This is a genomic window from Thiorhodovibrio frisius, from assembly GCF_033954835.1.
Taxonomy (GTDB): domain Bacteria; phylum Pseudomonadota; class Gammaproteobacteria; order Chromatiales; family Chromatiaceae; genus Thiorhodovibrio; species Thiorhodovibrio frisius.
On record NZ_CP121471.1, the window covers coordinates 3,412,592 to 3,436,666 of the forward strand.

23 protein-coding genes and 1 tRNA gene are annotated in these 24,075 nt (G+C 60.7%); 12 read left to right on the forward strand and 12 right to left on the reverse strand.

Going from position 1 to position 24,075, the window contains the following annotated elements; translation table 11 throughout:
* Positions 1-59 precede the first annotated feature (59 nt).
* The 6 genes from Thiofri_RS15555 to Thiofri_RS15580 all read left to right on the forward strand — a co-directional run bounded on the left by Thiofri_RS15555 (position 60) and on the right by Thiofri_RS15580 (position 2,309).
* A complete protein-coding gene (locus tag Thiofri_RS15555) occupies positions 60-593 on the forward strand; it encodes a JAB domain-containing protein (RefSeq protein WP_009146560.1) in 534 nt (177 codons plus the stop codon).
* A complete protein-coding gene (locus Thiofri_RS15560) occupies positions 593-796 on the forward strand; it encodes a hypothetical protein (protein ID WP_009146561.1) in 204 nt (67 codons plus the stop codon). The genes Thiofri_RS15555 and Thiofri_RS15560 overlap by 1 nt, the downstream gene beginning before the upstream one ends.
* Before the next feature lie 124 nt (positions 797-920).
* Positions 921-1,142, forward strand: a complete 222-nt coding sequence (locus tag Thiofri_RS15565) for a DUF433 domain-containing protein (protein WP_009146562.1) — start codon at positions 921-923, stop codon at positions 1,140-1,142.
* 93 nt (positions 1,143-1,235) lie between these two features.
* Positions 1,236-1,466, forward strand: coding sequence for a type II toxin-antitoxin system HicB family antitoxin (locus tag Thiofri_RS15570; RefSeq protein ID WP_009146563.1), 231 nt, complete (start codon positions 1,236-1,238; stop codon positions 1,464-1,466).
* Positions 1,466-1,690 (forward strand): type II toxin-antitoxin system HicA family toxin, encoded by a 225-nt coding sequence (locus Thiofri_RS15575; protein ID WP_009146564.1) that lies wholly within the window; start codon positions 1,466-1,468, stop codon positions 1,688-1,690. Before Thiofri_RS15570 ends, Thiofri_RS15575 begins: the two co-directional genes overlap by 1 nt.
* 1 nt (position 1,691) lies before the next feature.
* Positions 1,692-2,309 carry a 3'-5' exonuclease gene (locus tag Thiofri_RS15580; protein ID WP_009146565.1) on the forward strand — a complete coding sequence of 206 codons (618 nt, stop codon included), beginning with the start codon at positions 1,692-1,694 and terminating at the stop codon, positions 2,307-2,309.
* Positions 2,310-2,330: 21 nt separating this feature from the next.
* On the opposite strand, the gene Thiofri_RS15585 is transcribed toward Thiofri_RS15580, so the two are convergent.
* Positions 2,331-3,017 carry an ATP-binding protein gene (locus Thiofri_RS15585; protein ID WP_009146566.1) on the reverse strand — a complete coding sequence of 229 codons (687 nt, stop codon included), beginning with the start codon at positions 3,015-3,017 and terminating at the stop codon, positions 2,331-2,333.
* Entirely contained in the window at positions 3,007-4,677 is a 1,671-nt protein-coding gene (locus tag Thiofri_RS15590; RefSeq protein WP_143741683.1) for a DnaT-like ssDNA-binding domain-containing protein, read from the reverse strand. The genes Thiofri_RS15585 and Thiofri_RS15590 overlap by 11 nt, the downstream gene beginning before the upstream one ends.
* A gap of 489 nt (positions 4,678-5,166) precedes the next feature.
* Between Thiofri_RS15590 and Thiofri_RS15595 the strand changes: the two genes are divergently transcribed.
* The 3 genes from Thiofri_RS15595 to Thiofri_RS15600 all read left to right on the forward strand — a co-directional run bounded on the left by Thiofri_RS15595 (position 5,167) and on the right by Thiofri_RS15600 (position 6,976).
* Positions 5,167-5,454, forward strand: coding sequence for a helix-turn-helix transcriptional regulator (locus Thiofri_RS15595; RefSeq protein WP_009146570.1), 288 nt, complete (start codon positions 5,167-5,169; stop codon positions 5,452-5,454).
* 186 nt (positions 5,455-5,640) lie between these two features.
* The gene (locus Thiofri_RS24840) at positions 5,641-5,955 is read left to right on the forward strand and encodes a helix-turn-helix domain-containing protein (protein WP_390165228.1); all 315 of its coding nucleotides are present in this window, start codon (positions 5,641-5,643) and stop codon (positions 5,953-5,955) included.
* On the forward strand, positions 5,885-6,976 hold the full coding sequence (locus Thiofri_RS15600) for a tyrosine-type recombinase/integrase (protein WP_009146572.1): 1,092 nt from the start codon (positions 5,885-5,887) through the stop codon (positions 6,974-6,976). Before Thiofri_RS24840 ends, Thiofri_RS15600 begins: the two co-directional genes overlap by 71 nt.
* Before the next feature lie 2 nt (positions 6,977-6,978).
* Here Thiofri_RS15600 and Thiofri_RS15605 read toward each other — a convergent pair.
* Positions 6,979-7,068, reverse strand: a tRNA-Ser gene (locus Thiofri_RS15605).
* Positions 7,069-7,322: 254 nt separating this feature from the next.
* Here Thiofri_RS15605 and mepA point away from each other — a divergent pair.
* On the forward strand, positions 7,323-8,147 hold the full coding sequence (gene mepA / locus Thiofri_RS15610) for a penicillin-insensitive murein endopeptidase (RefSeq protein WP_143741684.1): 825 nt from the start codon (positions 7,323-7,325) through the stop codon (positions 8,145-8,147).
* A gap of 70 nt (positions 8,148-8,217) precedes the next feature.
* On the opposite strand, the gene Thiofri_RS15615 is transcribed toward mepA, so the two are convergent.
* From Thiofri_RS15615 to Thiofri_RS15645, 7 genes are all read right to left on the reverse strand, one after another.
* The gene (locus Thiofri_RS15615; RefSeq protein ID WP_009146574.1) at positions 8,218-9,789 is read right to left on the reverse strand and encodes an AmpG family muropeptide MFS transporter; all 1,572 of its coding nucleotides are present in this window, start codon (positions 9,787-9,789) and stop codon (positions 8,218-8,220) included.
* 268 nt (positions 9,790-10,057) lie between these two features.
* A complete protein-coding gene (locus tag Thiofri_RS15620) occupies positions 10,058-10,414 on the reverse strand; it encodes a DUF2845 domain-containing protein (protein WP_009146575.1) in 357 nt (118 codons plus the stop codon).
* A complete protein-coding gene (greA, locus tag Thiofri_RS15625; RefSeq protein WP_009146576.1) occupies positions 10,407-10,883 on the reverse strand; it encodes a transcription elongation factor GreA in 477 nt (158 codons plus the stop codon). The genes Thiofri_RS15620 and greA overlap by 8 nt, the downstream gene beginning before the upstream one ends.
* 144 nt (positions 10,884-11,027) lie before the next feature.
* Positions 11,028-14,234 (reverse strand): carbamoyl-phosphate synthase large subunit, encoded by a 3,207-nt coding sequence (gene carB / locus Thiofri_RS15630; protein ID WP_009146577.1) that lies wholly within the window; start codon positions 14,232-14,234, stop codon positions 11,028-11,030.
* Between the two features lie 82 nt (positions 14,235-14,316).
* Positions 14,317-15,573: a glutamine-hydrolyzing carbamoyl-phosphate synthase small subunit gene (gene carA / locus Thiofri_RS15635; RefSeq protein WP_009146578.1), complete on the reverse strand. Its 1,257-nt coding sequence runs from the start codon at positions 15,571-15,573 to the stop codon at positions 14,317-14,319.
* Between the two features lie 274 nt (positions 15,574-15,847).
* Positions 15,848-16,138: a DUF2835 family protein gene (locus Thiofri_RS15640; protein ID WP_190275745.1), complete on the reverse strand. Its 291-nt coding sequence runs from the start codon at positions 16,136-16,138 to the stop codon at positions 15,848-15,850.
* 120 nt (positions 16,139-16,258) lie between these two features.
* Positions 16,259-17,107 carry a c-type cytochrome gene (locus tag Thiofri_RS15645; protein ID WP_009146580.1) on the reverse strand — a complete coding sequence of 283 codons (849 nt, stop codon included), beginning with the start codon at positions 17,105-17,107 and terminating at the stop codon, positions 16,259-16,261.
* Between the two features lie 695 nt (positions 17,108-17,802).
* Between Thiofri_RS15645 and Thiofri_RS15650 the strand changes: the two genes are divergently transcribed.
* Positions 17,803-20,664, forward strand: coding sequence for a ribonucleoside-diphosphate reductase subunit alpha (locus tag Thiofri_RS15650; RefSeq protein ID WP_390165249.1), 2,862 nt, complete (start codon positions 17,803-17,805; stop codon positions 20,662-20,664).
* A gap of 377 nt (positions 20,665-21,041) precedes the next feature.
* The gene (locus Thiofri_RS15655) at positions 21,042-22,247 is read left to right on the forward strand and encodes a ribonucleotide-diphosphate reductase subunit beta (protein ID WP_086014209.1); all 1,206 of its coding nucleotides are present in this window, start codon (positions 21,042-21,044) and stop codon (positions 22,245-22,247) included.
* Between the two features lie 40 nt (positions 22,248-22,287).
* Here the strand turns inward: Thiofri_RS15655 and Thiofri_RS15660 are convergent, their stop codons facing one another.
* The gene (locus tag Thiofri_RS15660) at positions 22,288-22,713 is read right to left on the reverse strand and encodes a CBS domain-containing protein (RefSeq protein WP_009146583.1); all 426 of its coding nucleotides are present in this window, start codon (positions 22,711-22,713) and stop codon (positions 22,288-22,290) included.
* A gap of 96 nt (positions 22,714-22,809) precedes the next feature.
* The gene (locus Thiofri_RS15665; RefSeq protein WP_009146584.1) at positions 22,810-24,057 is read right to left on the reverse strand and encodes a permease; all 1,248 of its coding nucleotides are present in this window, start codon (positions 24,055-24,057) and stop codon (positions 22,810-22,812) included.
* Between the last annotated feature and the right edge of the window lie 18 nt (positions 24,058-24,075).

Genomic DNA, 24,075 nt, shown 5'->3' on the forward strand with positions numbered 1-24,075 from the left:
TGGGGGGACAACGTCCCCTGGGGGGCGCTGTTTCCCCGTGTTTCGCTGGAGGAACAGCCATGTCTCAATCCCATCACACACTATCCCGATCGCGGTTGACGCAACAACGCCGACAAGCTAATCGCTTCGCTGCCATGCTGGCGGCCGATCTGACGCCCGATGAGCAGAGCAGTCTGGTCGCCTTGGCGTTGAAGGTGCTGGAGCCAAAGGTGACCTATGACACCTTCACCGATGTCGCCACCACGATGGACTTCATGCGACTGCGCTTCGCCGGGAAACCGAACGAAGTCTTCGCCGTGGCCTTTCTTGACAACAAGCATCGCTTGATCGCGCTGGAGGAGGTCTTTCAGGGCACCATTGATGGCTGTAATGTTCATCCTCGGGTGATTGCCCAGCGGGGACTGGCGTTGAATTGCGCCGCGTGCCTACTGATTCACAATCACCCGAGCGGTGACCCAACGCCGAGCGCCGCAGATCTGCGCGTGACCCAGCGTATTCGTCAGGCCCTCGATTTGTTCGAGATCACTCTGCTCGATCACATCATCGTCGGCGGTGAAGGGGCCTTGTCGCTGGCCCAGGAGGGACAGCTGTAATGGCTATGATCGAAGTCACTGCCGACTGTCCGGCGCGACTGGCCGGTTTTCTCGAAGGGGTCAGCTGGGTCAATGACAGCGCGGTCTCTGTGCTGTCAGTTGATGACGCTGGCTGCCGGGCTGTTTTGATCGATCAGGAGTTGGAGGACGATCACCATTGGCAGCTTGGTCCCGGGGCGCTGATGCTCAAGACTGAGGGGTAAACCCGATCGATTCACTCGACTGGCGCAGGGAGGCGCCAGCGAGGGCCGTTGTCCCTGACGCAGCGGTTGGACGCGTCCCGTGAGAGGGTTTAGCATTCCGAGACAACGTCAGCGGGAGTTCTCCATGTCACAACTTGAGCGCATCACGCTTGACCCGGATATCTGCCACGGCAAACCCTGCGTCCGTCACATGCGTTGGCCGGTAGAGGTGGTATTGGACTTGGTATCCTCGGGGATGAGCATGAACGAGATCCTCGCTGATCATCCTGAACTGGAGCGCGAGGACGTCCGTGCTTGCCTCGCTTATACTGGCTTGCTGACCTCGGCGTCGATGCAATCGATGTGAACCGAACCCTGGATGGCTCAGGGATGCAGAATGCCGCAATGGCATGATTTTCGGACACCCCAACCAGGTTGCTGACCAGGAGCAAAGAAGACGATGGAACAGATTGCCAATTTACATATCGAGAAATTGCCCGAGGGCCTGTACCTGGCTACCAGCGATGATATCCCCGGCCTCATCGCCCAGGGGCGCACCATCGCCGAAACCTTGGAGATCGCCCGCGACGTAGCGAAGAAACTGCTGGAGGCGCAAGCAGAACGACATCACCAGGCCAAGCTGGCAGCCGTGCAAGACGCGTTCGATTATCCGCTGATTCTCGGCACCTGATGGGCAAGCTGGCCGGGTTCAGGTACCGGCAGATTATCAAGAAACTGAAGAAGCTTGGCTTTGTGTTTGACCGCCAGGCCGCCGGCTCTCATGAGATTTGGTTTAACCCCGCGACGGATCGCTACACCACCATTCCCAACCATCCCGGGGAGATGCCAGAAGGCACCTTGAAGGCCATTCTCCGGCAAGCCGATGTCACAACAGATCGGTTCTTGAAGGCTTAGCATGATCGTCATCGACTTTGAAACGACCGGACTATCCCCCGCCTACGGGGATCGCGCCACCGAGATCGCCGCCGTGCGGGTCGAGGATGGCCGCATCGTCGATCGCTATCAGAGCCTGATGAACCCGCAACGTTCGATTCCGTCCTTTATCACCCAGTTGACGGGGATTACCAACGCCATGGTGCGCAAAGCACCGCCAGCCGCACAGGTCATGGCGGAGGTGGCGGATTTTGTCGGCGATCAGCCTTTGGTGGCGCACAACGCCAGTTTTGATAGCAAGTTCTGGGATTCGGAGCTCAACCGGATTGGTCGGTGCCGCCAACAGCCCTTCGTCTGCTCCATGCTCATCGCACGCCGGGTGTTACCCCAGGCGCCCAGCTACAAGCTCGGGGTCTTGGTGGATTTCGCCGGCTTGCCGCGCGCCGCGCGCGCTCACCGCGCCTTGGCGGATGCTGAAATGGCCGCCGAGTTGATCTGTCATCTGCAGCGGGAATTGATGCAGCGATTCCAACTCGCTCAGGTGTCTCATGATCTGCTTCAAGCGATTCAGCGGCGCCCGAAAAGTCAGCTCGACGCCTGCGTCCGGCGGTTGATCGCTGCGCAGTGCGCGGCGGCTTGAGCGGCCGGCGCGGGTTCCCGTTCAAACGGACGGGGGCTGAGTACCGAGCGCACGCCGATGGCTTGGCCAGCGAAAGGACAGCACGGCGGAATGGTCTTCATGGAAGCGATCCATGACGCGCTCGCCCAGATAGGCTTGCATCTCCTCGGCTGTCAGATTGCCGATCAGGATGGTTGATCGCATGGCAGCGTAGCGGCTGTCGAGGATGTCGAACAGCATGGCCTGGCGTTTTTCGTCCTTGCCGATCCCGGTGCCGGCTTCATCGAGTACCAGCACATCCGGTTGAATCAGCAGTGCCAGGGCTTCGCTCTCGGTTCGCTGTGAATGTGGGCCGAAAGACTCCCGCACTAGCCGCAAGGCGGCCGCGACCGAAATGAACAGTCCCGTGCGACCGGCGCGGATGGCGTGCGCCAGGATCGCACAGGACAGGTGTGTCTTGCCTGTTCCGGGACCACCCAGCAGCAGCAAGTTGGCACCCTGGCTTCTGTCAGCGGCGACGCGCTCAGCATAGGTGCGACAGGCGCGGAGAATCCGCTGCTGTTTGGGCGTGACGGCTTGGAACTGCTCAAAGGATTTCCCGCGGAACCGCTCCGGAATCCCGCAGCGTCCCACGGCTCGCTCCAGTCGCTCCTGGGCGGCGGCCTCGCGCTCCGCCATGAGCTGTCGCACCGATTCGCGTCGGTGGGCGGCCAAGGCTTCAGGGGACATCGGCGTCGTTGAGCCAAGGAATCTGATCGAACGGGGTTGCGCCTTTGTCGTAGTCTTTGTCCGCGAGTCCGGTGTGCGAGATGACATGGGTCTTTTCCTGTTTCTGTGGCTTCTGATGGGTTTGCAGATATTGCATGCGATGAATGAAGGTCGCGTCCCAACTCCGGCGTTTGATGCCAGCATCGGTCCAAAAGGTGATGAATTCATCGACCTGATCCTCCACCCAATCGCGCGTCAGCCCCTGCTTGGTCGCCCAGGCATAGACACGCTCTCCGGGTTGCCAATCGGGCGGAATGAAACGCGGAGCGGGCGCGGGAGGCGTGGCAGGTTTGGGTTTGGATTTGGCCGGGGACGGGGGTCTCCTGGAACCGCCGGGCCTGGCGTTTGGAGGCGACTGGCTCGGGGGCGAGAGCGGTACCGTCGCCGATGCCGAGGCGTTCATCGGTTGCGCGCGATTGGCGGCTGCGATCGACGATGACAAGGCCGACCTAGGCGGCGGATGTGGCTGGCTCGGTGGCCTCACCGCTGGCTGCCCACTTGGGAGAGGCGGCGACATGGAGGCGGGCGGGCGACTGGCTAAAGAGGACAAAGGGACGCCTGCTCCCGGGTTGATCGTTGCCGAGGCACCTTGCCCGGCAGGCATGGGCTCCGGTTGCCGTTGGCTCGCGAGGCGTGCGGTTGGTTCTGACGCTGGGGCAGACGTGTTGATCGTGGTCGCGGTGCTAGCCGGCGCTGGTGGCGATGCGGGAAGCACGCTTGCGCTGGCCGGGCGCGTGGCCTGCTTGGCCGGCTGCCGGCTTGAAACGGATTCCGCCTGCTGGCCTGGCTGCGATGCGACGGCCGGCTCCGATGCCGAAGCGAACCGTCCGCTTGCGCTGACCGGACTCACGGGCTGACTGGTCGACAGCGCGCTTGAAACAGATTCCGCCTGACGCTGAATCGGCGGCGATTCGGAGAGCGGCTCCGTCATCGTCGGTGCCGGGTTGATCGGTGTTTTGGGGCTACCCCCAACCATGCTCGGCTGGATGGCCAAAATGGTCTCGGCCAGATGCTTGATTTGCTGCCACACGACCGGCTGAGCCAGCAACTCCGATAAGCTCGCCGGGGTGATTTGATGTGCAACCGATTGAGCAAATGGCACCGCCTCGGGTGGGCGCTCGGTTGGTTGCACAGAAACTGGCTCCGCAGCAGAAGGAGACATAGCAGCAGGACGGCCATCGCCCAATGCCTGACTCACCGACGGGTTAACGGAAAACGCTTCGGGTTGGCGCTGAATCGTTTGGGATGCGACCGGCGCTTGCGCCCTAGGAGGCTGGCTTGTCGGCCTGGGAGGAAGGCTTGTCTGGTTGGACGCTTGACTCGCTTGGCCATTGATCGCGACCGGCTTCATCTCAAACGCCGCGCCGTCACCCAGGATCCGATAGCTGTTTGGGCTGCGCGGACCACCCGGGATGCGCGAGAGATAGCGACCATCCAACTCCGACAGCGCCTTGGTGATCCCGCGCCGGCTGAGATCGGTCATCTCCTGCAATGCCGACAACGAGACCTCAGAGAGCCCGGTCTCGGTATCGCAACGCGCCTGGATGGCAAGCAGCAACAAACGTTGGGCTGGGGTCACCCCCTTGGTCTTCCCAGCACCGTCAAGTTCTTGAGTGGCCATAGCGATCCCCTATGCAGTTCTCCGAAAAGCCGCAGCGGGGCAAGACGCCATCACTGCCTGCGACGATGGAAAAATGATAGAGGTTCAGGTCGCTGAAAGCGCCTGTGAAAGCTCGGTGGATTGCTTACCTTTTGAGACTGCGGAATCGGGGTTTCTCAGCGGTTGATGCCTTCTCACACGACGGCGCAACGATATTTCTTCACCTTACAACCTGAAACCCCTAAACCATTGGGCACAGGGGCCTTTCAATGAAGAAACGGCGCCATAATGTAAACTAATTTATTCAAATCGTTTCTTTTCGTAGGTCCGCGCAGTGGCGAATTTGGCTGCCGAGGCAAATGCTGGGCTTTTTTGGCCCCCTTTTGTTGTCGCTCGACCGTTGACGGATACCCAAACTACTCACGTCTTCCCCAAGGACGATCAGCGCACCGATGGGACTGGTCGCGGCGGAAGACCCAAGAGAATCCAATCAACATTTTGGGGTGTCCCATGGGCTATCGTCTTCTTCGCCTTCCTGCTGTTACTGATCGAACCGGCCAGAGCCGCTCGCGGTTGTATGCCCTTATCGCCAAAGGACTCTTTGTCCGTCCGATTGCATTAAGCCCTCGCACTGTTGCCTGGCCTGAACACGAAATTGACCAGCTGATTGCCGCAAGAATCCGTGGCGTCAGTCAAGAGGAATTAAGTCTTCTTGTCGACCAGCTTCACACCCTGCGTTCAAGCGTTGGACTTAACGCCAAGGATCATCAGGAAGTTTCTGTCATCACAAGCACCTGATGCTTGGGAATGAATCTGCTTCACCGAGCCCAGGAAGGCCGTGGCTTCTTGTCCCGGGCGGGGAAATGAACAATCTGAGAAAGCGCTCAAGTGAACCTTCGCGAGTTAAGGGGCAGGAGCCCACCAAAGCAGTGGGACCATCGCGCGCTCAGCACATCCACAGGATCACCAGAAGGCGACCAACGAATGGAGAAGCAAAACTTACCCTTGCTTTGGGATCTTGAAGAAACAGCCAACCAGCTTGGTGGCGTGAGCGCTCGATTAGTCAAGCGCCTGCTCGACCGAGGAGACCTTCGCGCTCAGCGCGTTGGTCGCCGCTTGCTGGTAAACGTCCAGTCCGTCCTCGAGTACATCGACCAAGCGCCCTCCTTGGCGCATAATTCGCCCTGCGCAGGCGCGGTGTGCGGCACGCGACCCGAGGAGAGAAAATATGCCGTACCGACGCAAAGACTCGCAAATCTGGTGGGCCAGCTATACCGACCCAAGCGGCAAGCGAGTTAGACGCTCTACTGAAACGACCAATCGAAGAGAAGCCGAAGCACTCGAGGCAAAATGGAAACTCGAAAGCTATCGGGCAAAACAGTGGGATGAAGAACCGGAGTTAACCTTCGAGGAAGTGATGGTTGCTTACCTGAGAGCCTCGCATCAAAAACGCAGCGCCGCGACGGATCGCTACCATGCGGCTCAACTTCGCGAGAGCTTTGCAGGCAAGATCATGAATCGCCTGTCAGGTGCCGATATCAGCTTACACATTCGCCGACGCCAAGCGGATGGCGTATCCAATACAACCATCAACCGGGAACTCGCGCTCCTTTCAAGCGCTATTGGTCAATGGAACCTTGACTGGGATGCGGCGCTTCCAAACCCTGTTCGCGGTCGCAAGCTGAAAGAACCGGAGGGTCGGCTGCGATGGCTGACACGAGACGAAGCAGAAAAACTGATTGCCAAGGCCCGGCAATCCAAACAGGCGTGGCATCTTGCGCCGCTGCTTATCTTGGCACTCAATACCGGCATGCGGCGCGAAGAAATGTTCGGGTTGGAATGGTCAAGAGTCGACTTGGAGAGAGGCTTGCTCTATTTGGCTGACAAGCATACTAAGCAGGGAAAACGCCGCACAGTTCCGCTCAATCAGACGGCAGCGGCTGCATTGAGAAGCTGCGCTGAGTATCGCGACGCTCATTGCCCAAACAGCCAATGGGTTTTCTGTCGCAAGGATGGGTCACGGATGCGCTCTTCAAGCACAGGCTTTGCTAGGGCGTGCAAGGATGTCGGCATCAGCGATTTTCGCTTTCATGATCTCCGCCATACCTGTGCCGCGTGGCTCGTTCAGGCTGGGGTTCCGCTGACCGAAGTCCGAGATGTTCTTGGCCATAGCACGATCAAGATGACCGAGCGTTACGCTCATCTTGCCCCGGAAAATATCCGTAACGCGGTGGCGGTCCTCGACCTTGAGTCACGATTTAGTCACGGTGCCAAATCGACCAAGAATGAGGACGCTCACAAAGATACTGTAAGTTATTGATTTGGCGGAGAGGGTGGGATTCGAACCCACGGACCCCGTAAGGAGTCACTTGATTTCGAGTCAAGCCCGTTCGACCACTCCGGCACCTCTCCTGGGATGGAGGCTATGGTTTTGCAGCCCGGGTGTTTTGCCCGGTTTTGGGGGCTCGCCGGTTGGGCGGGCGGTTGCTGCTGGTCTTGCGCTTCGTTGCGTTGCGCGCGCGGGTATTATACTTGGGAAGCTCGTGAGTTTCATTCACAGTGTTCCATTCTCGGAATGCAGGAGTTGCGTGATGTTTTCTTGGCAGTCGATAGGGCCGCTGCGGATGTGGTCGGGATGTCCTGCCCGATGCTTGGATCGGGCGTTGATGCTGGCAGTGTTGGGCCGCGCTTTGCTGAGCGGTATCGCCCTGGCGGCGCCGACGCCCTGGTCGCAAGTGACTGTTCCGGCGGCGGGAGCACCTAAAGCAATCGGCGGGCCGTCGAATGGCTGTCTGCTGGGAGCCTCATTGCTGGAGGCCTCTGGTCCGGGTTTTGTCAGTATTCGCCGCCACCGGGAGCGCTATTTTTCCCACCCCGAGACCCTGGATTTTGTTCGCTGGCTGGGCCGTTCGGTGGCGGAGCGTTCCAATCAGATGGTGATGGTGGGCGATTTGTCCCAGCCGCGAGGCGGGCGCATGGATTCTATGCACCGCAGTCATCAGAACGGGATGGATGTGGATGTCTGGTTCACGCTCACACGCTCGCCGGAGCAAGCCTGGCAGCAAACGCCAGAAGCGACCGACCCGCCAAGCATGGTGGCAAGCGATGGCCGCTCCCTGAGCGCGGCCTGGGGCACGGAGCAGCGTGATTTGCTGCATGCGGCTGCCACCCACCCGGATGTGGATCGGATCTTCGTCAATCCAGCCATCAAGCAGGCCTTGTGCGAGCAGGAGTCGGATCGGAGCTGGCTGCGCAAGCTCAGGCCTTGGTGGGGGCATGACGCGCATTTTCATGTGCGACTTCGGTGCCCTGCGGGTAGCGATCAATGCAAGCCGCAGAGCCCGGTGCCTGCCGGCAGTGGCTGCGATTCCAGCCTAGCCTGGTGGTTCAGTGCCGAAGCGCGATCACCGAAAAAGTCTTCATCGGTCAAGCGTGCGCCGCCGGTGCCACCGCCCGCCTGTCAGCAAGTGCTGAACGCCCCGGCACAGTAATGGCGCAATCTGCCGCCATGCTGCAAGATTTGGCGGCGATCCTCGCTCACCCCCCCCTGCGCCGCCCTGTTCAGTCCGGCGGCCGGGGGCTTTCTGCGACATCGAGACTGCGCTGCGCAAGCCACACCAGGACCAGCACGGGCACTCCGATCAGGGTGGTGAACAGAAAGAAGTTCGGATAGCCGATTCCATCAACCATGGAACCAGAATAGCCACCGAGCACTTTTGGCAGCAGCGTCATCAGGGAGCTGAACAAGGCGTACTGCACGGCCGTGAAAGATACATTGGTCAGGCTGGACAGAAAGGCCACGAAGGCTGCGCTGGCCAGACCGCCGGCGAGATTATCCGCCGAGACCGTGACATAGAGCATCGGCAGGCTATGGCCGATATGAGCCAGACCGATAAACAGCAGATTGGTCACCGCTGAGAGCACGGCACCCAGCATGAGTATGCGCATGACGCCGAAGCGCGTGGCCATCAGACCGCCGATAAACCCCCCGGCGATGCTCACCACCACGCCGAAGGTCTTCACGGCAGTGGCAATCTCGGGTTTGGTAAAGCCAATGTCTTGGTAAAAAACATTCGCGATGACTCCGAGCACGATATCGGAGATGCGATAGAGCCCCACCAGCGCCAGCAGCAGGAGCGCGGTGCGCAGGCCATAGCGGCTGAAAAAATCTAGCGCCGGTTCAACCCAGGTGGCCCGCGCGATGCTCCGATCAACAGCGCCAAAGCGCACCAATAGCCAACCGACAGCCAGGGCCGAGGCGACCGCAAGCCCAAAATGCAGGGTCTCAAGCAAGAAGTTCAGCAGGGCATCGTCGCCAAGCATTTGTTTGACGGCTGTAAAGCTGGCCGCTGCCACAAAAAACGCGGCAACGAAGGCTGCTGCGGAGACTAGGAACACCAACACCAGGCGCAGGTAGTCGAAGGCACCACATCCGTTGTCAGCGCGCGCCTGACCGACCGGCTCTGATACAACCAGTGTGGTGGCCACGCCAATCAGCATCACGCCCGCCATGACCAAGTAAGTGAGTTGCCAGGCGATGTAGGAATAGCCCTCGGCGGTTGAGCCAAAACGGGCGGCCAGGTAGAGCGCGCCGGCACCGGCGACCACCATGCCAACCCGATACCCGGCAATATAGGCCGCCGAGAGCACCCCCTGCATGCGCGTCTCGGCAATCTCGATGCGATAGGCGTCGATCACAATATCCTGGGTGGCGGAGGAAAACCCGAGCATCACCGCCGCCAGCGCCATGGTGACCAGGGCGTCGCGCCCCTGGGATGGGTCGCTCAGCGCCATGAGCACAATGGCACAGATCACGGCAAGCTGGGCAACCAGCATCCAGCCGCGCCGGCGTCCGAGCAGGCGCGTGAGCACAGGCACCGGAATGCGGTCGATCAGTGGTGCCCAGATAAACTTGAAGGAGTAGCCGAGCGCCGCCCAACTAAAGAAGGTCACCGCACCGCGTTCGACCCCCGCCTCGCGCAACCAGAGCGACAGCGAGGAGAAAATCAGCAGAATCGGCATGCCGGCTGAGAAGCCAAGAAACAGCATTGCCAGAACGCGCTTGTCGCGTAATGCAGAGAAAGTCGCCGCAAGCCGCCCGGCTTGCGGCGCACCTTTCTGATGTGGGCTCATAAGGTATTCCTGCCTTGAGGCTATCGGCATGCCCAAGTCATGCGCGCAGCCCGAAAAAATTTGTCTCAAGACAGTGATTCTGCCTTGACAAGAAGATCGGTATTTTAGAAACTATTGATGTACTGATGATCTGCTTGGTCGTCGGTACACTCCTCCATCCTCCTTTGGTGGTATTTTCAAGCGCGGCACAAGCCGCGCTTTTTTTATGCCTGCCCTACCCGATGGCTAGCTTTTCTAAGCGCACACCGGCTAGACACAACAGGAGGATTCAGTACCCGTAGCCGGCCGATTCGATACGAGTAATCAGCCCTTCGCGCACTGTGATGCGCATCATGAAGCGCTGCGGCCCAAAATTGTAGGTCCAGATCTCGTAAGGGATGGACTCGAAGGTGGTGACATAACCGCCAACCTGCCGGTCAAAGGCCTGCACCGCTCGGCGATCCTCCAGCCTTTCGACGCTCGCGGGCTGCCCGCAGTACCGCACCAGTTTTTGGCTAGGGTCCTTCTCCGCGACCAAATGATTCCCGCAGCGCAGTGCCCAAGCGCCAGAGGTAAAACCCAGCCACAGGGCCACAAGCAGCAGCAATCGGGTCCCGGCCCCCATGAAGCGCCGGTGTCTATTCATAAAGCACTTCCAAAATTTCGAACTCGCGCGCGCCGCCGGGCGCATCCACCACGGCCTGGTCGCCTTCGCTCTTGCCGATGAGGGAACGGGCGATGGGCGAACTAATAGAAATCATGCCGCGTTTGATGTCCGCCTCGTCCTCGCCCACGATGATGAAGCGATGTTCCTCGTCCTTGTCGATCTCCAGCACCAAGACCGTGGTGCCAAACATCACCTTGCCGGTGGCGGGCAGTTTGGTCACGTCGATAATCTCGGCGTTCGACAACTTGCCTTCGAGATCAGCAATGCGCCCTTCAATGAAGCCCTGCTGTTCGCGGGCGGCATGGTACTCGGCGTTTTCTTTGAGATCGCCATGGGCGCGCGCCTCGGAAATGGCCTCAATCACGCGCGGACGCTCGACTCGCTTGAGCCGCTCCAATTCCTCGCGCAACTGCTCCGCGCCCCTGACAGTCAGAGGGACTTTATTCATGCTCTGGTATCCTCGGTCGGTGATGATCAAACCATGCCGGCCAGACAGTGGCGGCCACTGTCGGCGAGCACGGCGGGGGTGTTTTTTGACCCGGAAGAAGTGAAAGCCTAACCCTAGCCTGAGGTGGCCGTAAAGAGCCGGTAATCAGTAAAGATCCTGCAGTCTGTTGACGCGCAAGGCCCCGGATTGCTCCAGTGCCAGACAGGTGGCCTCGGCGCCGGCCATGGTGGTGGTGTAGCTCACCTTGTATTGCAGCGCGGCGCGGCGGATTTCGGCCGAGTCGGTAATGGCCTGCACCCCTTCGGAGGTGTTGACGATGAAGCTGATGTCCTGATTCTTGATCATGTCGACGATATGCGGTCGGCCCTCCTTGACCTTGTTCACCCCCTCGCAGGGCAGCCCGGCGGCGCGCATGGCCTCGGCGGTGCCATGGGTGCCATAGAGCTGAAAGCCGAGTGCCAGCAGGCTGCGGGCGACGCGCTCGAGCCGGCACTTGTCGGCATCGCGCACGCTGAGCATGGCTTTGCCAGGACGCGGAAGCTGAGTTCCGGCACCCTCGACCGCCTTGCCAAAGGCCTCGCCGAAGGTCTCGCCGATGCCCATGACCTCGCCGGTGGATTTCATCTCCGGGCCCAGCACGGTGTCGACCCCGGGGAACTTGATGAAGGGGAAGACAGCCTCCTTGACGAAGAAGTGCTTGGGCTTGACCTCGGCATGCAGGCCCTGCTCAGACAGGCTGCGGCCGACCATGCAGCGCGCGCCCACTTTGGCGAGCGGCACACCGATGGATTTGGACACAAAGGGCACGGTGCGCGAGGCGCGCGGATTGACCTCAAGAATATAGATATCATCGCCCTTAATGGCGAACTGCGCGTTCATCAGACCGCGCACGCCAAGCGCCAGCCCCATCCGGCTCATCTGCTCGCGCAGCCGGTCCTGCACGCTTGCTGACAGGGTGTAGGGGGGCAGCGAGCAGGCTGAGTCGCCGGAGTGGACGCCGGCCTGCTCGATATGCTCCATGATGCCGCCGATCAGCACCCGCTCGCCGTCGCAGACGGCATCGACGTCGATCTCGATAGCATCTTCCAGGAAACGATCGAGCAGCACCGGGGATTCGTTCGACACGCTAACAGCCGAGCGAATGTAGCGCGCCAGTTCCTGGTCGTCATAGACCAGCTCCATCGCCCGCCCGCCCAGCACGTAGGACGGGCGCACCACCAGCGGATAGCCGATGGTAGCGGCGAGTCTCAGCGCTTCTTCCTCGCTGCGCGCGGTGCAGTTCGGTGGCTGTTTAAGCTCAAGTTGGTGGATGAGCTGCTGGAAGCGCTCACGGTCCTCGGCCAGGTCGATGGAGTCCGGCGAGGTGCCGATGATGGGCACGCCGGCGGCTTCGAGATCGCGCGCCAGTTTTAGCGGAGTCTGACCGCCATATTGGACGATGACGCCGAAGGGCTGCTCCTTGTCGACGATCTCGAGCACGTCTTCGAGCGTGAGCGGCTCGAAATAGAGCCGATCAGAGGTGTCGTAGTCAGTCGAGACGGTCTCCGGGTTGCAGTTGACCATGATGGTCTCATAACCATCCTCGCGCATCGCGAAGGCGGCGTGCACGCAGCAGTAGTCAAACTCAATGCCTTGGCCGATGCGGTTCGGTCCGCCGCCGAGGACCATGATTTTCTTGTTGTCCGTCGGCTGGGCTTCGCATTCTTCCTCGTAGGTGGAATACATATAGGCCGTGCTGGCGGCGAACTCAGCGGCACAGGTGTCGACGCGCTTAAACACCGGGCGCACGCCGCAGGCGTGGCGGCGATCTCGGATCTGCTGCTCCGTTGTCCCCGTGAGCGTTGCCAGACTACGGTCGGAAAAGCCTTTGCGTTTCAGGAGCCGCAGCCGCTGCTCGTCCAAGACATCAATGCCCTGGACTTTAACATCGTGCGCGATGGCGACCAGCTCTTCGATCTGGGCAATAAACCAGGGGTCGATGCCGGAGAGTTCCTGAATCTCCTCCGCCGTCATGCCAGCACGCATGCCATCGACCAGATAGAAAATCCGCTCCGCCCCAGGCTGGGCAATCTCGGTGCGCAGCCGTTTGATGGCACTCGGGTCGGCCAGATCGAGCATGTTGTTCAGGCCGTCTTTGTCGGTCTCGAGCCCGCGCAGGGCTTTCTGCAGCGACTCCTGGAAGGTGCGACCGATGGCCATGACCTCGCCGACCGACTTCATCTGGGTGGTCAGATGGGCATCGGCGAGCGGGAATTTCTCAAACGCGAAGCGTGGCACCTTGGTGACCACATAATCGGTGGTCGGCTCGAAAGACGCAGGCGTTGCACCGCCGGTGATCTCATTGCGCAGCTCATTGAGGGTGTAGCCGACCGCCAGCTTAGCCGCGACCTTGGCGATGGGGAAGCCCGTCGCCTTGGATGCGAGCGCGGAGCTGCGCGACACCCGCGGGTTCATCTCGATGATGATCATGCGCCCGTCGGCCGGGTTGATGGCGAACTGCACATTGGAGCCACCAGTGTCGACGCCGATCTCTCGCAGCACCGCCAGTGAGGCGTTGCGCATGATCTGATATTCCTTGTCGGTCAGCGTCTGCGCCGGAGCGACCGTGATGGAATCCCCCGTGTGCACCCCCATGGGGTCGAAGTTCTCGATCGAGCAGACGATGATGCAGTTGTCGGCATGGTCGCGCACCACTTCCATCTCGTATTCTTTCCAGCCGAGTGCGGATTCCTCGATCAGCAGTTCGCGCGTCGGGGAAAGGTCCAGCCCACGGCGGCAGATTTCCTCGAACTCCTCGGCATTGTAGGCAATACCACCACCGCTGCCGCCCATGGTAAAGGACGGGCGGATAATGGCAGGGAAACCAATCTGCGCCTGCACCTGAAAGGCTTCTTCCAGACTGTGGGCGATGACCGAATGCGGCATGTCGAGCCCAATGCGGCGCATGGCCTGACGGAACAGATCGCGGTCCTCAGCCTTGTCGATGGCCTCGCGGCTGGCGCCGATCATCTCCACGCCGAAGCGTTCGAGCACCCCATGGCGGGCCAGATCGAGCGCGGTATTGAGCGCTGTCTGCCCGCCCATGGTCGGCAGCAGGGCGTCGGGCCGTTCGATCTCGATGATGCGCTCAAGCACCCGCCAGGTAATCGGCTCGATGTAGGTGGCATCGGCCATCTCCGGGTCGGTCATGATGGTGGCCGGATTGCTGTTGACCAGGATGACGCGATAGCCCTCCTCGCGCAGCGCCTTGCACGCCTGGGCGCCGGAGTAGTCGAACTCGCAGGCTTGTCCGATCACAATGGGCCCGGCGCCAATGATCAGAATGCTGTGAATGTCGGTACGCTTTGGCATGAACTGGCCCTTGCTGGCACGGCGATGGCGGGTGTGTGAATGGCGCGGGTAGCGGTGACGGAAACAGGCAGAAGGAACGGGATCAAGCGGCGCAGCCTTCGCGCATCAGCTCGATAAAGTGCGCGAACAAGGGCTCAACATCATGCGGGCCAGGACTTGCCTCCGGATGGCCCTGAAAGCTAAAGGCCGGGCGCTCGCGATGGTGAATGCCCTGCAGCGAGCCATCGAACAGCGAGCGGTGGGTGGCCATGACCGTCTCCGGCAGACTTTGTTCATCGACCGCAAAGCCATGGTTCTGGCTGCTGATCATCACCCGGTGGCTGGCGAGATCCTCGACCGGATGATTGGCGCCGTGATGGCCAAATTTCATTTTCACCGTGCGCGCGCCGCAAGCCAGACCCAGTAGCTGATGCCCCAGACAGATGCCAAAGAGCGGCACGTCGGCCTCAAGCAGTTCGCGAATCGCCGTGATGGCGTAGTCGCAGGGTTCGGGGTCACCGGGGCCGTTGCTGAGGAATACGCCATCGGGGTGGAGGGCCATGACTTCCGCCGCGGGCGTTTGTGCCGGCACCACGGTGACCTGACAGCCGTGCGCAACCAGAATGCGCAGGATGTTGCGCTTGATGCCGAAGTCGTAAGCCACCACCCGAAAGCTGCTGGCTGGGCCAGTGCCGTTCGCAGCAGCACCGCTTGCAAGACAGCCGCTTGTGCTATTGCCGTTCGCACCAGGGTCGACGCGCCCGGCATCGGTTGAATCTCGACCGCCCGAACTCCCCTCCGCAGTGTCGCGCGGTCCATACCCTTCCTCGCGCGTCCACACGCCCTGATGCCAATCATAGGCCTCGGCGGTACTGACCTCGCGCGCCAGGTCCATGCCTTTCAGCCCGGGGAAGGCGCGCGCTTGCTCCAGCGCCGCCTGCTCGTCGATGCCCGCACCAGCCTGCAGGCAGCCATTTTGGGCGCCCTTCTCGCGCAGCAACCGAGTCAGGCGCCGGGTGTCGACATCGCTGATTGCGACCACAGCCTGCTCGCGCAGGTAGTCGCCCAGGTCCTGCTGCCGCCGCCAGTTGCTGGCCAGTGTGGGAAGATCGCGCACAATCAAACCAGCCGCCTGAACCTCGGGGGATTCTTCATCCTCGGCGTTGGTGCCGGTATTGCCGATGTGCGGATAGGTCAGGGTCACCAGCTGACGGCGATAGGACGGATCGGTCAGGATCTCCTGATAGCCGGTCATGGCCGTGTTGAAGACGACCTCGCCGACACTTTCGCCAGACGCGCCAATGGCGGTCCCGCGGAAGACCGAACCATCTTCCAGAACCAGGACAGCAGCTGATTGCACAGGGGACTCCGAAAACAGAAGATTCAAAACACGAAGATGGACGGGGCAAGCGGGCTGCCCTGTCAGGTGACGCCCGCAAAGGCATCAGGACCGAAGCGCAGCTTAAAGCATCCGACCCGGAATATTACCCGCAAGCCGAGAAGGCTGTCTAATGCACCGTCCGCAATTGGGACAGGACGCCAAATGGCCACTGCCCTCGTCCCCGGCTCGCGGACACCGGCTTGCTTGCTTGAAAATCGGCCAGGGGCTGAGCGGCAGCGGATCAGTGAATGCGTCATACGGCGAGCCGCTGAAGCTCAATTAAGCGATGCTCGTCGGTCACCAGAACGCGAAAATACCCCCTGAGGCCGAAATGATCGATGTAACGGCGAAACGCCTCGGCCGGCAGCTCCAGGCGCAGGCCATTGTTGGCCACCACGCTGATGCTGCGCGAGCGGCCTTCATAAAAGGCGAGGAGATCCTCGCGCGGAATCCGCAGAGAAAATTCGTAAGTCTTCAACGCTTTCGCGGTCACCCAGTGCCGCCTCAATGTTCCCCTGGTCTCGCCCCGGTTTGCTGGCGGCATTTGTGACCGCATCCGCCACCACAGCTAACCTGGTGCCCATCAATCAACATGGCAGCCGACGCCGCGCAAGGCCGCCGACTGCCGATCAGGGATCTAGAGCCCGACTCAGCCAGTCGACCGTCACCGACCGCTGGCGCCAAATGGCGGCTCCGGCAAGGGCGGCAGCGGCGGTAGCTCTGGCAGCTGGGGCGGTGGCGGCGGCTCTGGCGGCTGCAGAGGCAGCGGCATCGGCGGGGGCACGCCCAACATGGCATCGCGCACATAGCCGGGGAAGTCTGGATTCACCCAGCCATCCCGGCCAAGCTTCTCAGCAGGCGGGCGCAGGCGGGCAACATAGTCCAGCACCGCGCTTTCTTCTCGTGGCGTGAATCCCTCAATCTGCTTGACCATCTCGGAATCTGCGTTCTTGCGCGCGCCGCTGCGGATCGCATCGAACTGCCGGATCAGATACATGAAATGCTGACCTGCAATGGCCGGGATATGGTCCTGCGCATCGCCCTGCCCGCGCTCTCCGTGGCAATCGACGCAGTTATCCTGAAAAAGCTGCTCGCCCAAAGCCAGATCGACGCCCGGACCGACGCCATTATGCGGCGTCATCGGCAATTGCGACACATAGGCGGCGACATCGGCCATTTGCTGCGGTCCACCAAGAATGCGCGGCACCGAGAAGGGATACATCAGCGGATTGCTGCGATTGCCGGCACGAAAATCCGCCAGCTGCTTGATGATAACGCTTGGCAGCTGACCGGCGATCTGCGGATAGACACCATCGACCGTGCCCCAGCCCTCGGGCCGGTGACAAACCGCGCAGGTGAGATAGACCTTGCGCCCGTTCTCCGGGTCGGCCTGTTTCGCCAGCGCCTGCTCGTACTCCGCGAGCGCGGCATCCAGTTCCGCCTGTCCGGCCAGCACCGGGGTCATCACGCAAGCAAGTGCCAAGCCAAGGCCTAACCGCCCCCAAGTAACCATCGCCTGCGAGCCCTTGTGCCGAGCAGTTGGCGTCTGTCGCGCCCGTTCCACCCGGCTGTCTCGCATCCATCTTGTTCTGATCACACGTGTTCTGATCCCACGTGTTCTGATCAAGCTCGTTCTGATCACAGGCAAACTCCTCCATTCCGATCGATCCAGAAATCGGCCCATCAACCGATCCGGAAAAAGTATCGCACCCAAGACCCTCTTTGTCTCGCACAAAGCCGGTGGGGTTATGCCAAGGCCCGTCACAAGCGCCAGCGCGGGCCTCGCCTGAGCCTGCAATGCACAGGTTATCCACAGGCTTCACCGGCACCATCCACCGGCTTATTCACAATATATTGTGATTTGACAGCCGCCTTGACACTAGATATTGTTTCCACCCACTGGATTTCGCGGCAACCCGCGCCCCTGTCTGCAAACCCCAGTGAATAAGTCACCCATGGCCCGCCCGGCATTCATTTCACCGCTGACAACCACATCGGAGGACTTCCACCATGGCTAGCACGTCGCCCGCCGCCTCGGCTGAACAACACCCATCACAGCCTCCGGTCATCGGTAACCAGCCGACCGCCTCCTCCCAGCCGCCGATCGGGCCAAGGTCCAGCTCCCAGCCCGGCAACCATTCAGGTTCCGAGCCCGGCACCCAATCCAGCTCCCAACAACGCCCCCAGCACAGCCCCAGACCCGGCGAGCTGCAGGTTATTCGCCGCAACGGCAAGGTCACGCACTTCGATCCCAACAAGATCAAAGTCGCCATGACCAAGGCCTTTCTTGCGGTTGAAGGCGGGCATGCCGCGGCCTCGAGCCGTATTCATGATCAGGTCGAGCAGCTCGCCGAGCAGGTCACGGCGGCCCTGACCCGCCGGCTGCCCGGTGGCGGCACCGTGCATATCGAGGACATTCAGGATCAGGTCGAACTGGCACTGATGCGGGCCGGCGAGCACAAGGTCGCGCGCGACTACGTGCTCTACCGCGATGCCCGGGCGCGCGAGCGCGCGGCCAACGTCCAAGGCTCCGAAGCCGTGCAAGCCACCCAGGGGCTGAGGGTTACCCTGAGCGACGGGCGCTCGGTTCCGCTCGATCAGGAAAAACTCGCGACCCTGGTCACCGACGTCTGCGCCGGGCTCGAGGCAGTCGAGCCCCAGCTGGTGCTGGACGACGCCTGCCGCAACCTGTTCGACGGTGTGAAGGAGCAGGATGTCGATCAGTCCCTGATCATGTCCGCGCGCGCGCTGATTGAGCGCGAACCGGCCTATAGCCAGGTCGCAGCGCGTCTGCTGCTCGAGAGCCTGCGCAAAGAGGCACTGGGTTTTCTTGGCCTGCCAACGCCGACCACTGGCAGAACGACTGGCCAAATGGCTGATGAAACAGCCGCCGGCGCTGCGTGCGTGACCGACTGGGCACAGTCTTATGCTAAGTACTTCAGCGCCTATGTCAAGCAGGGTGCCGAGCTGGAGCTGCTCGACACCGAGCTAACCCGCTACGACCTCGTCCGGCTCGGCGCCGCATTGCAGCCAGAGCGCGACCGTCAGTTCACCTACCTTGGCTTGCAGACCCTTTACGACCGCTACTTTATCCATAAAAACGGCGTGCGCTTTGAGATGCCGCAGGCCTTTTTCATGCGCGTGGCCATGGGATTGGCAATTAATGAGATCGACCGCGAAGCCCGCGCAATCGAATTCTACGAGCTACTCTCGAGCTTCGACTTCATGAGCTCGACGCCGACCCTGTTCAACTCCGGCACCCTGCGCCCACAGCTGAGCTCCTGCTACCTGACCACGGTGCCGGATGACCTTGACGGCATCTATGGCGCCATCAAGGACAACGCACTGCTGAGCAAATTCGCCGGCGGCCTGGGCAACGACTGGACCCAGGTGCGCGGCATGGGCGCGCACATCAAGGGCACCAACGGCAAGAGCCAGGGCGTGGTGCCGTTCCTTAAGGTGGCCAATGACACGGCCGTCGCGGTTAACCAGGGCGGCAAGCGCAAGGGGGCAGTTTGTGCCTATCTCGAGACCTGGCACATCGATGTCGAGGAATTTCTTGAGCTGCGCAAGAACACCGGCGATGACCGCCGCCGCTGCCACGATATGAACAGCGCCAACTGGGTGCCGGATTTATTCATGAAACGCGTCGCCGAGGAAGACGACTGGACGCTGTTCTCCCCGAATGAAACGCCGGATTTGCATGATCTGACCGGCCAGGCCTTCGAGCAGGCTTATTTGGCCTATGAGGCGCGCGCGGCGGCTGGCGAAATGAGCGTCAGCAAGACGGTCAAAGCCGTTGACCTGTGGCGCAAAATGCTGGCGATGCTGTTCGAGACCGGCCATCCCTGGATTGCGTTCAAAGACCCCTGCAATCTGCGTTACACCAACCAGCACGCCGGCGTGGTGCACAGCTCCAATCTTTGCACCGAAATCACCCTGCACACCAATGATCAGGAAATCGCTGTGTGCAATCTCGGCAGCATTAACTTGGCGGCGCATGTTACCGAGCGCGGCCTGGACACCGAGAAGTTGCAAAAGACCGCGCGCACCGCCATGCGCATGCTCGACAACGTCATCGACTACAACTTCTACAACGTGCCTCAGGCACGCAGCTCCAATCTGCGTCATCGCCCGGTCGGGCTCGGGCTCATGGGCTTTCAGGATGCGCTGTACAAACTGCGCATGCCCTACACCAGCCAGGAGGCGGTCAGCTTTGCCGACCGCAGCATGGAACTGATCTCCTATTACGCCATCGAGGCCAGCGCCGACCTGGCGGCCGAGCGCGGCAGCTATACCAGCTTCCCCGGCTCGCTCTGGAGCCAGGGTGTGCTGCCGATCGACTCCATCGCACTGCTCGAACAGGGTCGCGGCGGTTATCTGCAAACCAACCGCGACAGCACGCTGGATTGGGACAGCCTGCGCGAGAAAGTCCGCGGCCAGGGCATGCGCAACTCCAACTGCATGGCTATCGCGCCGACCGCGACCATCAGCAACATCGTCGGTGTGAGCCAGTCCATCGAGCCGACCTACCAGAACCTGTTCGTCAAATCCAATCTGTCCGGCGAGTTCACCGTGGTCAATCCCTACCTGGTCGCCGATCTCAAGGCGCTTGGCCTATGGGACAGCGTCATGGTCAATGACCTCAAGTACTACGACGGCTCGGTGCAGCCCATCGATCGCGTCCCTGATGACCTCAAGGCGCTCTATGCCACCGCCTTCGAGATCGACCCGCGCTGGCTGATCGAGGCTGCCAGCCGTCGGCAGAAATGGCTCGACCAAGCACAAAGCCTGAATCTCTACATGCGCGAACCCAATGGCAAGAAGCTCGATAACCTCTACAAGCTCGCCTGGGTGCGAGGGCTGAAAACCACCTACTACCTGCGTTCCATGGGCGCGACCCATGTCGAGAAATCCACCATGAGCGACAGCAGCCGCGCTAATCAGCTGAGCGCCGTCGGCGGCAGTTATCTGGCGGCCCATGGCGGAAAGCCCCATAGCGATGGCAAGGGCGCTAGCGCACTAAGCGCCTGCTCGATTGATGATCCAGAGTGCGAGAGCTGCCAGTAACAGGCTATGTGCGATCAGCCTGAAAGCAACAGCCATCAGCAAAGCCCGCAGCAACAATGCCCCGCTGCGGGCTGATCGCAAAAAAACATCGCATCAACATCGAATCTATTCGCCTGGCCCCAACTGTCATCCACTACCCAGGAGACCCGACCATGCTGAACTGGGAAGACCCCCTTGCCGACCTGAAACCTCAGACACATCAGAACCCACAGCCCTTCGACGCCAATTCTTATCCGGATGCGGAGATGCCGGCGCACAGCAAAGATAGAACCAGAGACTGGAACAACGAAGAGGGCGCCAGCAATGATCAGCGAGAGGTCCCTTCAGCGGCTGCAACACCCCGACCCGGCCTGGGCCTGGTTGAAAACAGCGCCCTAATGGCCACCGCCGGCGCCGCACCCGTGGTCAATCCCAATCCGCTTGCTCCGCAGCCATCCTTGCTGCCGGATGAGGATGACAGCGCCTGGCGGCCCCTGGATACCAAATCGACCCCGGACCGAACACCCGCAACACCTCATGAACCCGCCGGCGGCGCCACCGGGCTCGAAGACCTGGAAATGGGTGCCGGGCGCATCCGCGTCGATGACAAGCGCATCATCAACTGCCATGCCGACTTGAACCAGCTGGTGCCCTTCAAGTACGACTGGGCCTGGCAAAAGTACCTGGATGCCTGCGCCAATCACTGGATGCCGCAGGAAATCAACATGAACGCAGACATTGCGCTCTGGAAAGACCCCAATGGGCTGACTGACGATGAGCGCACTATCATCAAGCGTAATCTGGGGTTCTTTTCAACCGCCGACTCTCTGGTGGCCAACAATCTGGTGCTGGCCGTCTATCGCCACATCACCAATCCCGAGTGCCGACAGTATCTGCTGCGCCAGGCATTCGAAGAAGCGCTGCATACCCACGCATATCAATACGTGGTCGAAAGCCTGGGGCTTGATGAGGGCGAAATCTTCAATATGTACCGTGAAGTACCCTCGGTCGCGCGCAAGGCGGAATGGGCGTTACCCTTCACCCAATATCTGGCCGACCCGCATTTCAAAACCGGCACCCCGGCCAATGACCGCCGCCTGCTGCGCGAGATGGTGGCCTTTTATGTGATCTTTGAGGGAATCTTCTTCTACGTCGGCTTCGTGCAAGTGCTCAGCATGGGGCGGCGGAACAAGATGACTGGCACCGCCGAGCAGTTCCAGTACATCCTGCGCGATGAGTCCATGCACATGAACTTCGGCATCGATGTGATTAACCAGATCAAGGTCGAAAACCCCCACCTGTGGAGCGATGCTTTCAAACAGGAATTAAGCGACATGATCACTGAGGCGGTCGAGCTGGAAGCCCAATACGCGCACGACACCATGCCGCGCGGCGTACTGGGACTGAATGCACCCATGTTCGCCGAGTATCTGCACTTCATCGCCAATCGTCGCTGCGCCCAGATCGGCCTGGCCGAGCCCTATCCAGGAGCGACCAACCCCTTCCCCTGGATGTCAGAAGTGCTTGACCTGAAGAAAGAAAAAAATTTCTTCGAGACCCGCGTGACCGAATACCAGACCGGTGGTGCGCTGTCCTGGGATTGATTTATCCGGCCGCGCGCCGGGAAGGCGCCTTCCCTCGCGATCAGGCCAAAAGCGCGCGCATGGTCTGAAGCAGGTCGCGCCAAGTCAGGATGCCGACCAGATTCTGGTCGGCATCCACCACCGGCAGGCAGGAAACATGGTGTTCCTCAAACAATCGCAGCGCATCACGCACATCCTGGTCCTGCTCAATGACCACCGGCTGACGCGACATGATCTGATGCGCGCGGCGAGTCAGTGCCGCCCGGTCCAGGTTGCTTTCCGCCAGCGTGCCGACTCCGGGGCTGATTGCCTTGAACAAATCCCGATCCGAGAGCACGCCATAAAGGCTGCCTTCTTCAAGCACGGCAAGATGATGAAAATGGGTGTTGTCAAAGATTTCTTTCACCAACGCCAAAGTGTCGTCCATCTCGACCGTGACCACGGGGCTGGTCATCATGTTTTCAATTTTCAGGCTTGATGAGTTCATATCCGAACGCCCAACTGGGTTGCTCACAGGTAATGACATGACATGTTGCTGTGACTACATTCACTTGTGATCTGGGCCAGGGTGGTGGTGGAGACACTATCCCGAACTGCAAGTTTTCAGCTGAAATCCAGCCTGCTCGACGGCCTGCCGCAAGCTTGCGACCTCAACGCCAGGGGCTCGCAACCATACCCGCCCTGAACTGAGTTCAGGCGTGGCTTCCTCGACCTGATCGACGGCTTCAAGCGCCTTCTTCACGCTCGCGACGCAATGCCCGCAGGTCATGCCAGCGACTTCTAGCACCAGTGCGTCATCATCACCTTGCGCGGCCTGATTCGCCGCCTGCCGTGCGTGCTGACGCTGCTCACGGCGACGATATTCGAGCAAGGCTAGCAGTGCCAGCAGCAAAGCGGTCGACAGATAGCTCAGCCAACTCGCGTGCTGACCGTGGGCGTGCGCGGCACCCAACTCCACATTCAGGATTTGATTAAACAGCAACCCAAAGCCGAGGCTAGCCAGGATCACTGTGCCCAGATAGATGGCAATCACCCGGATGCCAAGAGTGCGATAAACCGCCCCGATGGTGGCAATATTGGTCGCCGGGCCGGCCATCAGAAATACCAGGGCAGAACCAGCCGGCAAGCCGGCGGCGATCAAAGAGGCCGCAATGGGCACCGAGGCCGTGGTGCAAACATACAATGGCAGGGAGATGGCCAGCATCACCAGCATGCCCAGCAGGCCGCTCGACCAACTTTGGCTGGCGAAAAAGTCCTCGGGCGTCAGCGTGGTGACCAAGGCTGCGACCAGAATGCCGAAAATCAGCCAGCGATCAATGGCGCCGAGAAGATCGAACACAGCATAGCGAAGGGCACCCAGCAGGCCGCGCTTTTTGTCTCCACTTTCAGAAGCCTTGGCCGTCCCCGACTCACCTGCTCCCGCCGAAGCCGGTGCGAAACGATTGGTCAGCAGTCCGCCGACAATGCCGGTAACGAAAGCAGCGATCAGCTTGAAGATTGCGAAGGGCCAACCAAGAAAGGCAGCACTGACCAGGATGGCATCCACCCCGGTCTGGGGCGTACTGATCAAAAAGGAGGTGGTCGCTCCTGGGGATGCGCCCTCCTTGCGCAGCCCCAGAGCGGTTGGAATCACGCCGCAGGAGCACAGCGGCAGTGGCACCCCGATGAGAGAGGCGCGGGCGACACTGCCCCAGTCATTGCCGCTCAGGCCACGATGGACAAAGCCATCGGGCAGATAGGCATGCATGAGACCTGCGATGAGCAACCCCAGCAACAGCGAGGGCGACAACTCAAGCAGAATCTGCCACAGCGATGCAATAAAACTGACCATCCAGCGTCAAGTCACTTG

Excerpts from the sequence above, each read along its gene's own strand:
- Thiofri_RS15580 (WP_009146565.1), top strand. The coding sequence starts at position 1,692 with ATGATCGTCATCGACTTTGAAACGACCGGACTATCCCCCGCCTACGGG.
- Thiofri_RS15585 (WP_009146566.1), bottom strand. The coding sequence starts at position 3,017 with ATGTCCCCTGAAGCCTTGGCCGCCCACCGACGCGAATCGGTGCGACAG.
- Thiofri_RS24840 (WP_390165228.1), top strand. The coding sequence starts at position 5,641 with ATGGAGAAGCAAAACTTACCCTTGCTTTGGGATCTTGAAGAAACAGCC.
- Thiofri_RS15620 (WP_009146575.1), bottom strand. The coding sequence starts at position 10,414 with ATGAATAGACACCGGCGCTTCATGGGGGCCGGGACCCGATTGCTGCTG.
- Thiofri_RS15645 (WP_009146580.1), bottom strand. The coding sequence starts at position 17,107 with ATGGTTACTTGGGGGCGGTTAGGCCTTGGCTTGGCACTTGCTTGCGTG.
- Thiofri_RS15655 (WP_086014209.1), top strand. The coding sequence starts at position 21,042 with ATGGCCACCGCCGGCGCCGCACCCGTGGTCAATCCCAATCCGCTTGCT.
- Thiofri_RS15555 (WP_009146560.1), top strand. The coding sequence starts at position 60 with ATGTCTCAATCCCATCACACACTATCCCGATCGCGGTTGACGCAACAA.
- carB (WP_009146577.1), bottom strand. The coding sequence starts at position 14,234 with ATGCCAAAGCGTACCGACATTCACAGCATTCTGATCATTGGCGCCGGG.
- mepA (WP_143741684.1), top strand. The coding sequence starts at position 7,323 with ATGCTGGCAGTGTTGGGCCGCGCTTTGCTGAGCGGTATCGCCCTGGCG.
- Thiofri_RS15600 (WP_009146572.1), top strand. The coding sequence starts at position 5,885 with ATGCCGTACCGACGCAAAGACTCGCAAATCTGGTGGGCCAGCTATACC.
- Thiofri_RS15590 (WP_143741683.1), bottom strand. The coding sequence starts at position 4,677 with ATGGCCACTCAAGAACTTGACGGTGCTGGGAAGACCAAGGGGGTGACC.
- Thiofri_RS15615 (WP_009146574.1), bottom strand. The coding sequence starts at position 9,789 with ATGAGCCCACATCAGAAAGGTGCGCCGCAAGCCGGGCGGCTTGCGGCG.
- Thiofri_RS15640 (WP_190275745.1), bottom strand. The coding sequence starts at position 16,138 with ATGCCGCCAGCAAACCGGGGCGAGACCAGGGGAACATTGAGGCGGCAC.
- Thiofri_RS15560 (WP_009146561.1), top strand. The coding sequence starts at position 593 with ATGGCTATGATCGAAGTCACTGCCGACTGTCCGGCGCGACTGGCCGGT.
- greA (WP_009146576.1), bottom strand. The coding sequence starts at position 10,883 with ATGAATAAAGTCCCTCTGACTGTCAGGGGCGCGGAGCAGTTGCGCGAG.
- Thiofri_RS15660 (WP_009146583.1), bottom strand. The coding sequence starts at position 22,713 with ATGAACTCATCAAGCCTGAAAATTGAAAACATGATGACCAGCCCCGTG.
- Thiofri_RS15665 (WP_009146584.1), bottom strand. The coding sequence starts at position 24,057 with ATGGTCAGTTTTATTGCATCGCTGTGGCAGATTCTGCTTGAGTTGTCG.
- Thiofri_RS15565 (WP_009146562.1), top strand. The coding sequence starts at position 921 with ATGTCACAACTTGAGCGCATCACGCTTGACCCGGATATCTGCCACGGC.
- Thiofri_RS15570 (WP_009146563.1), top strand. The coding sequence starts at position 1,236 with ATGGAACAGATTGCCAATTTACATATCGAGAAATTGCCCGAGGGCCTG.
- Thiofri_RS15575 (WP_009146564.1), top strand. The coding sequence starts at position 1,466 with ATGGGCAAGCTGGCCGGGTTCAGGTACCGGCAGATTATCAAGAAACTG.
- Thiofri_RS15595 (WP_009146570.1), top strand. The coding sequence starts at position 5,167 with ATGGGCTATCGTCTTCTTCGCCTTCCTGCTGTTACTGATCGAACCGGC.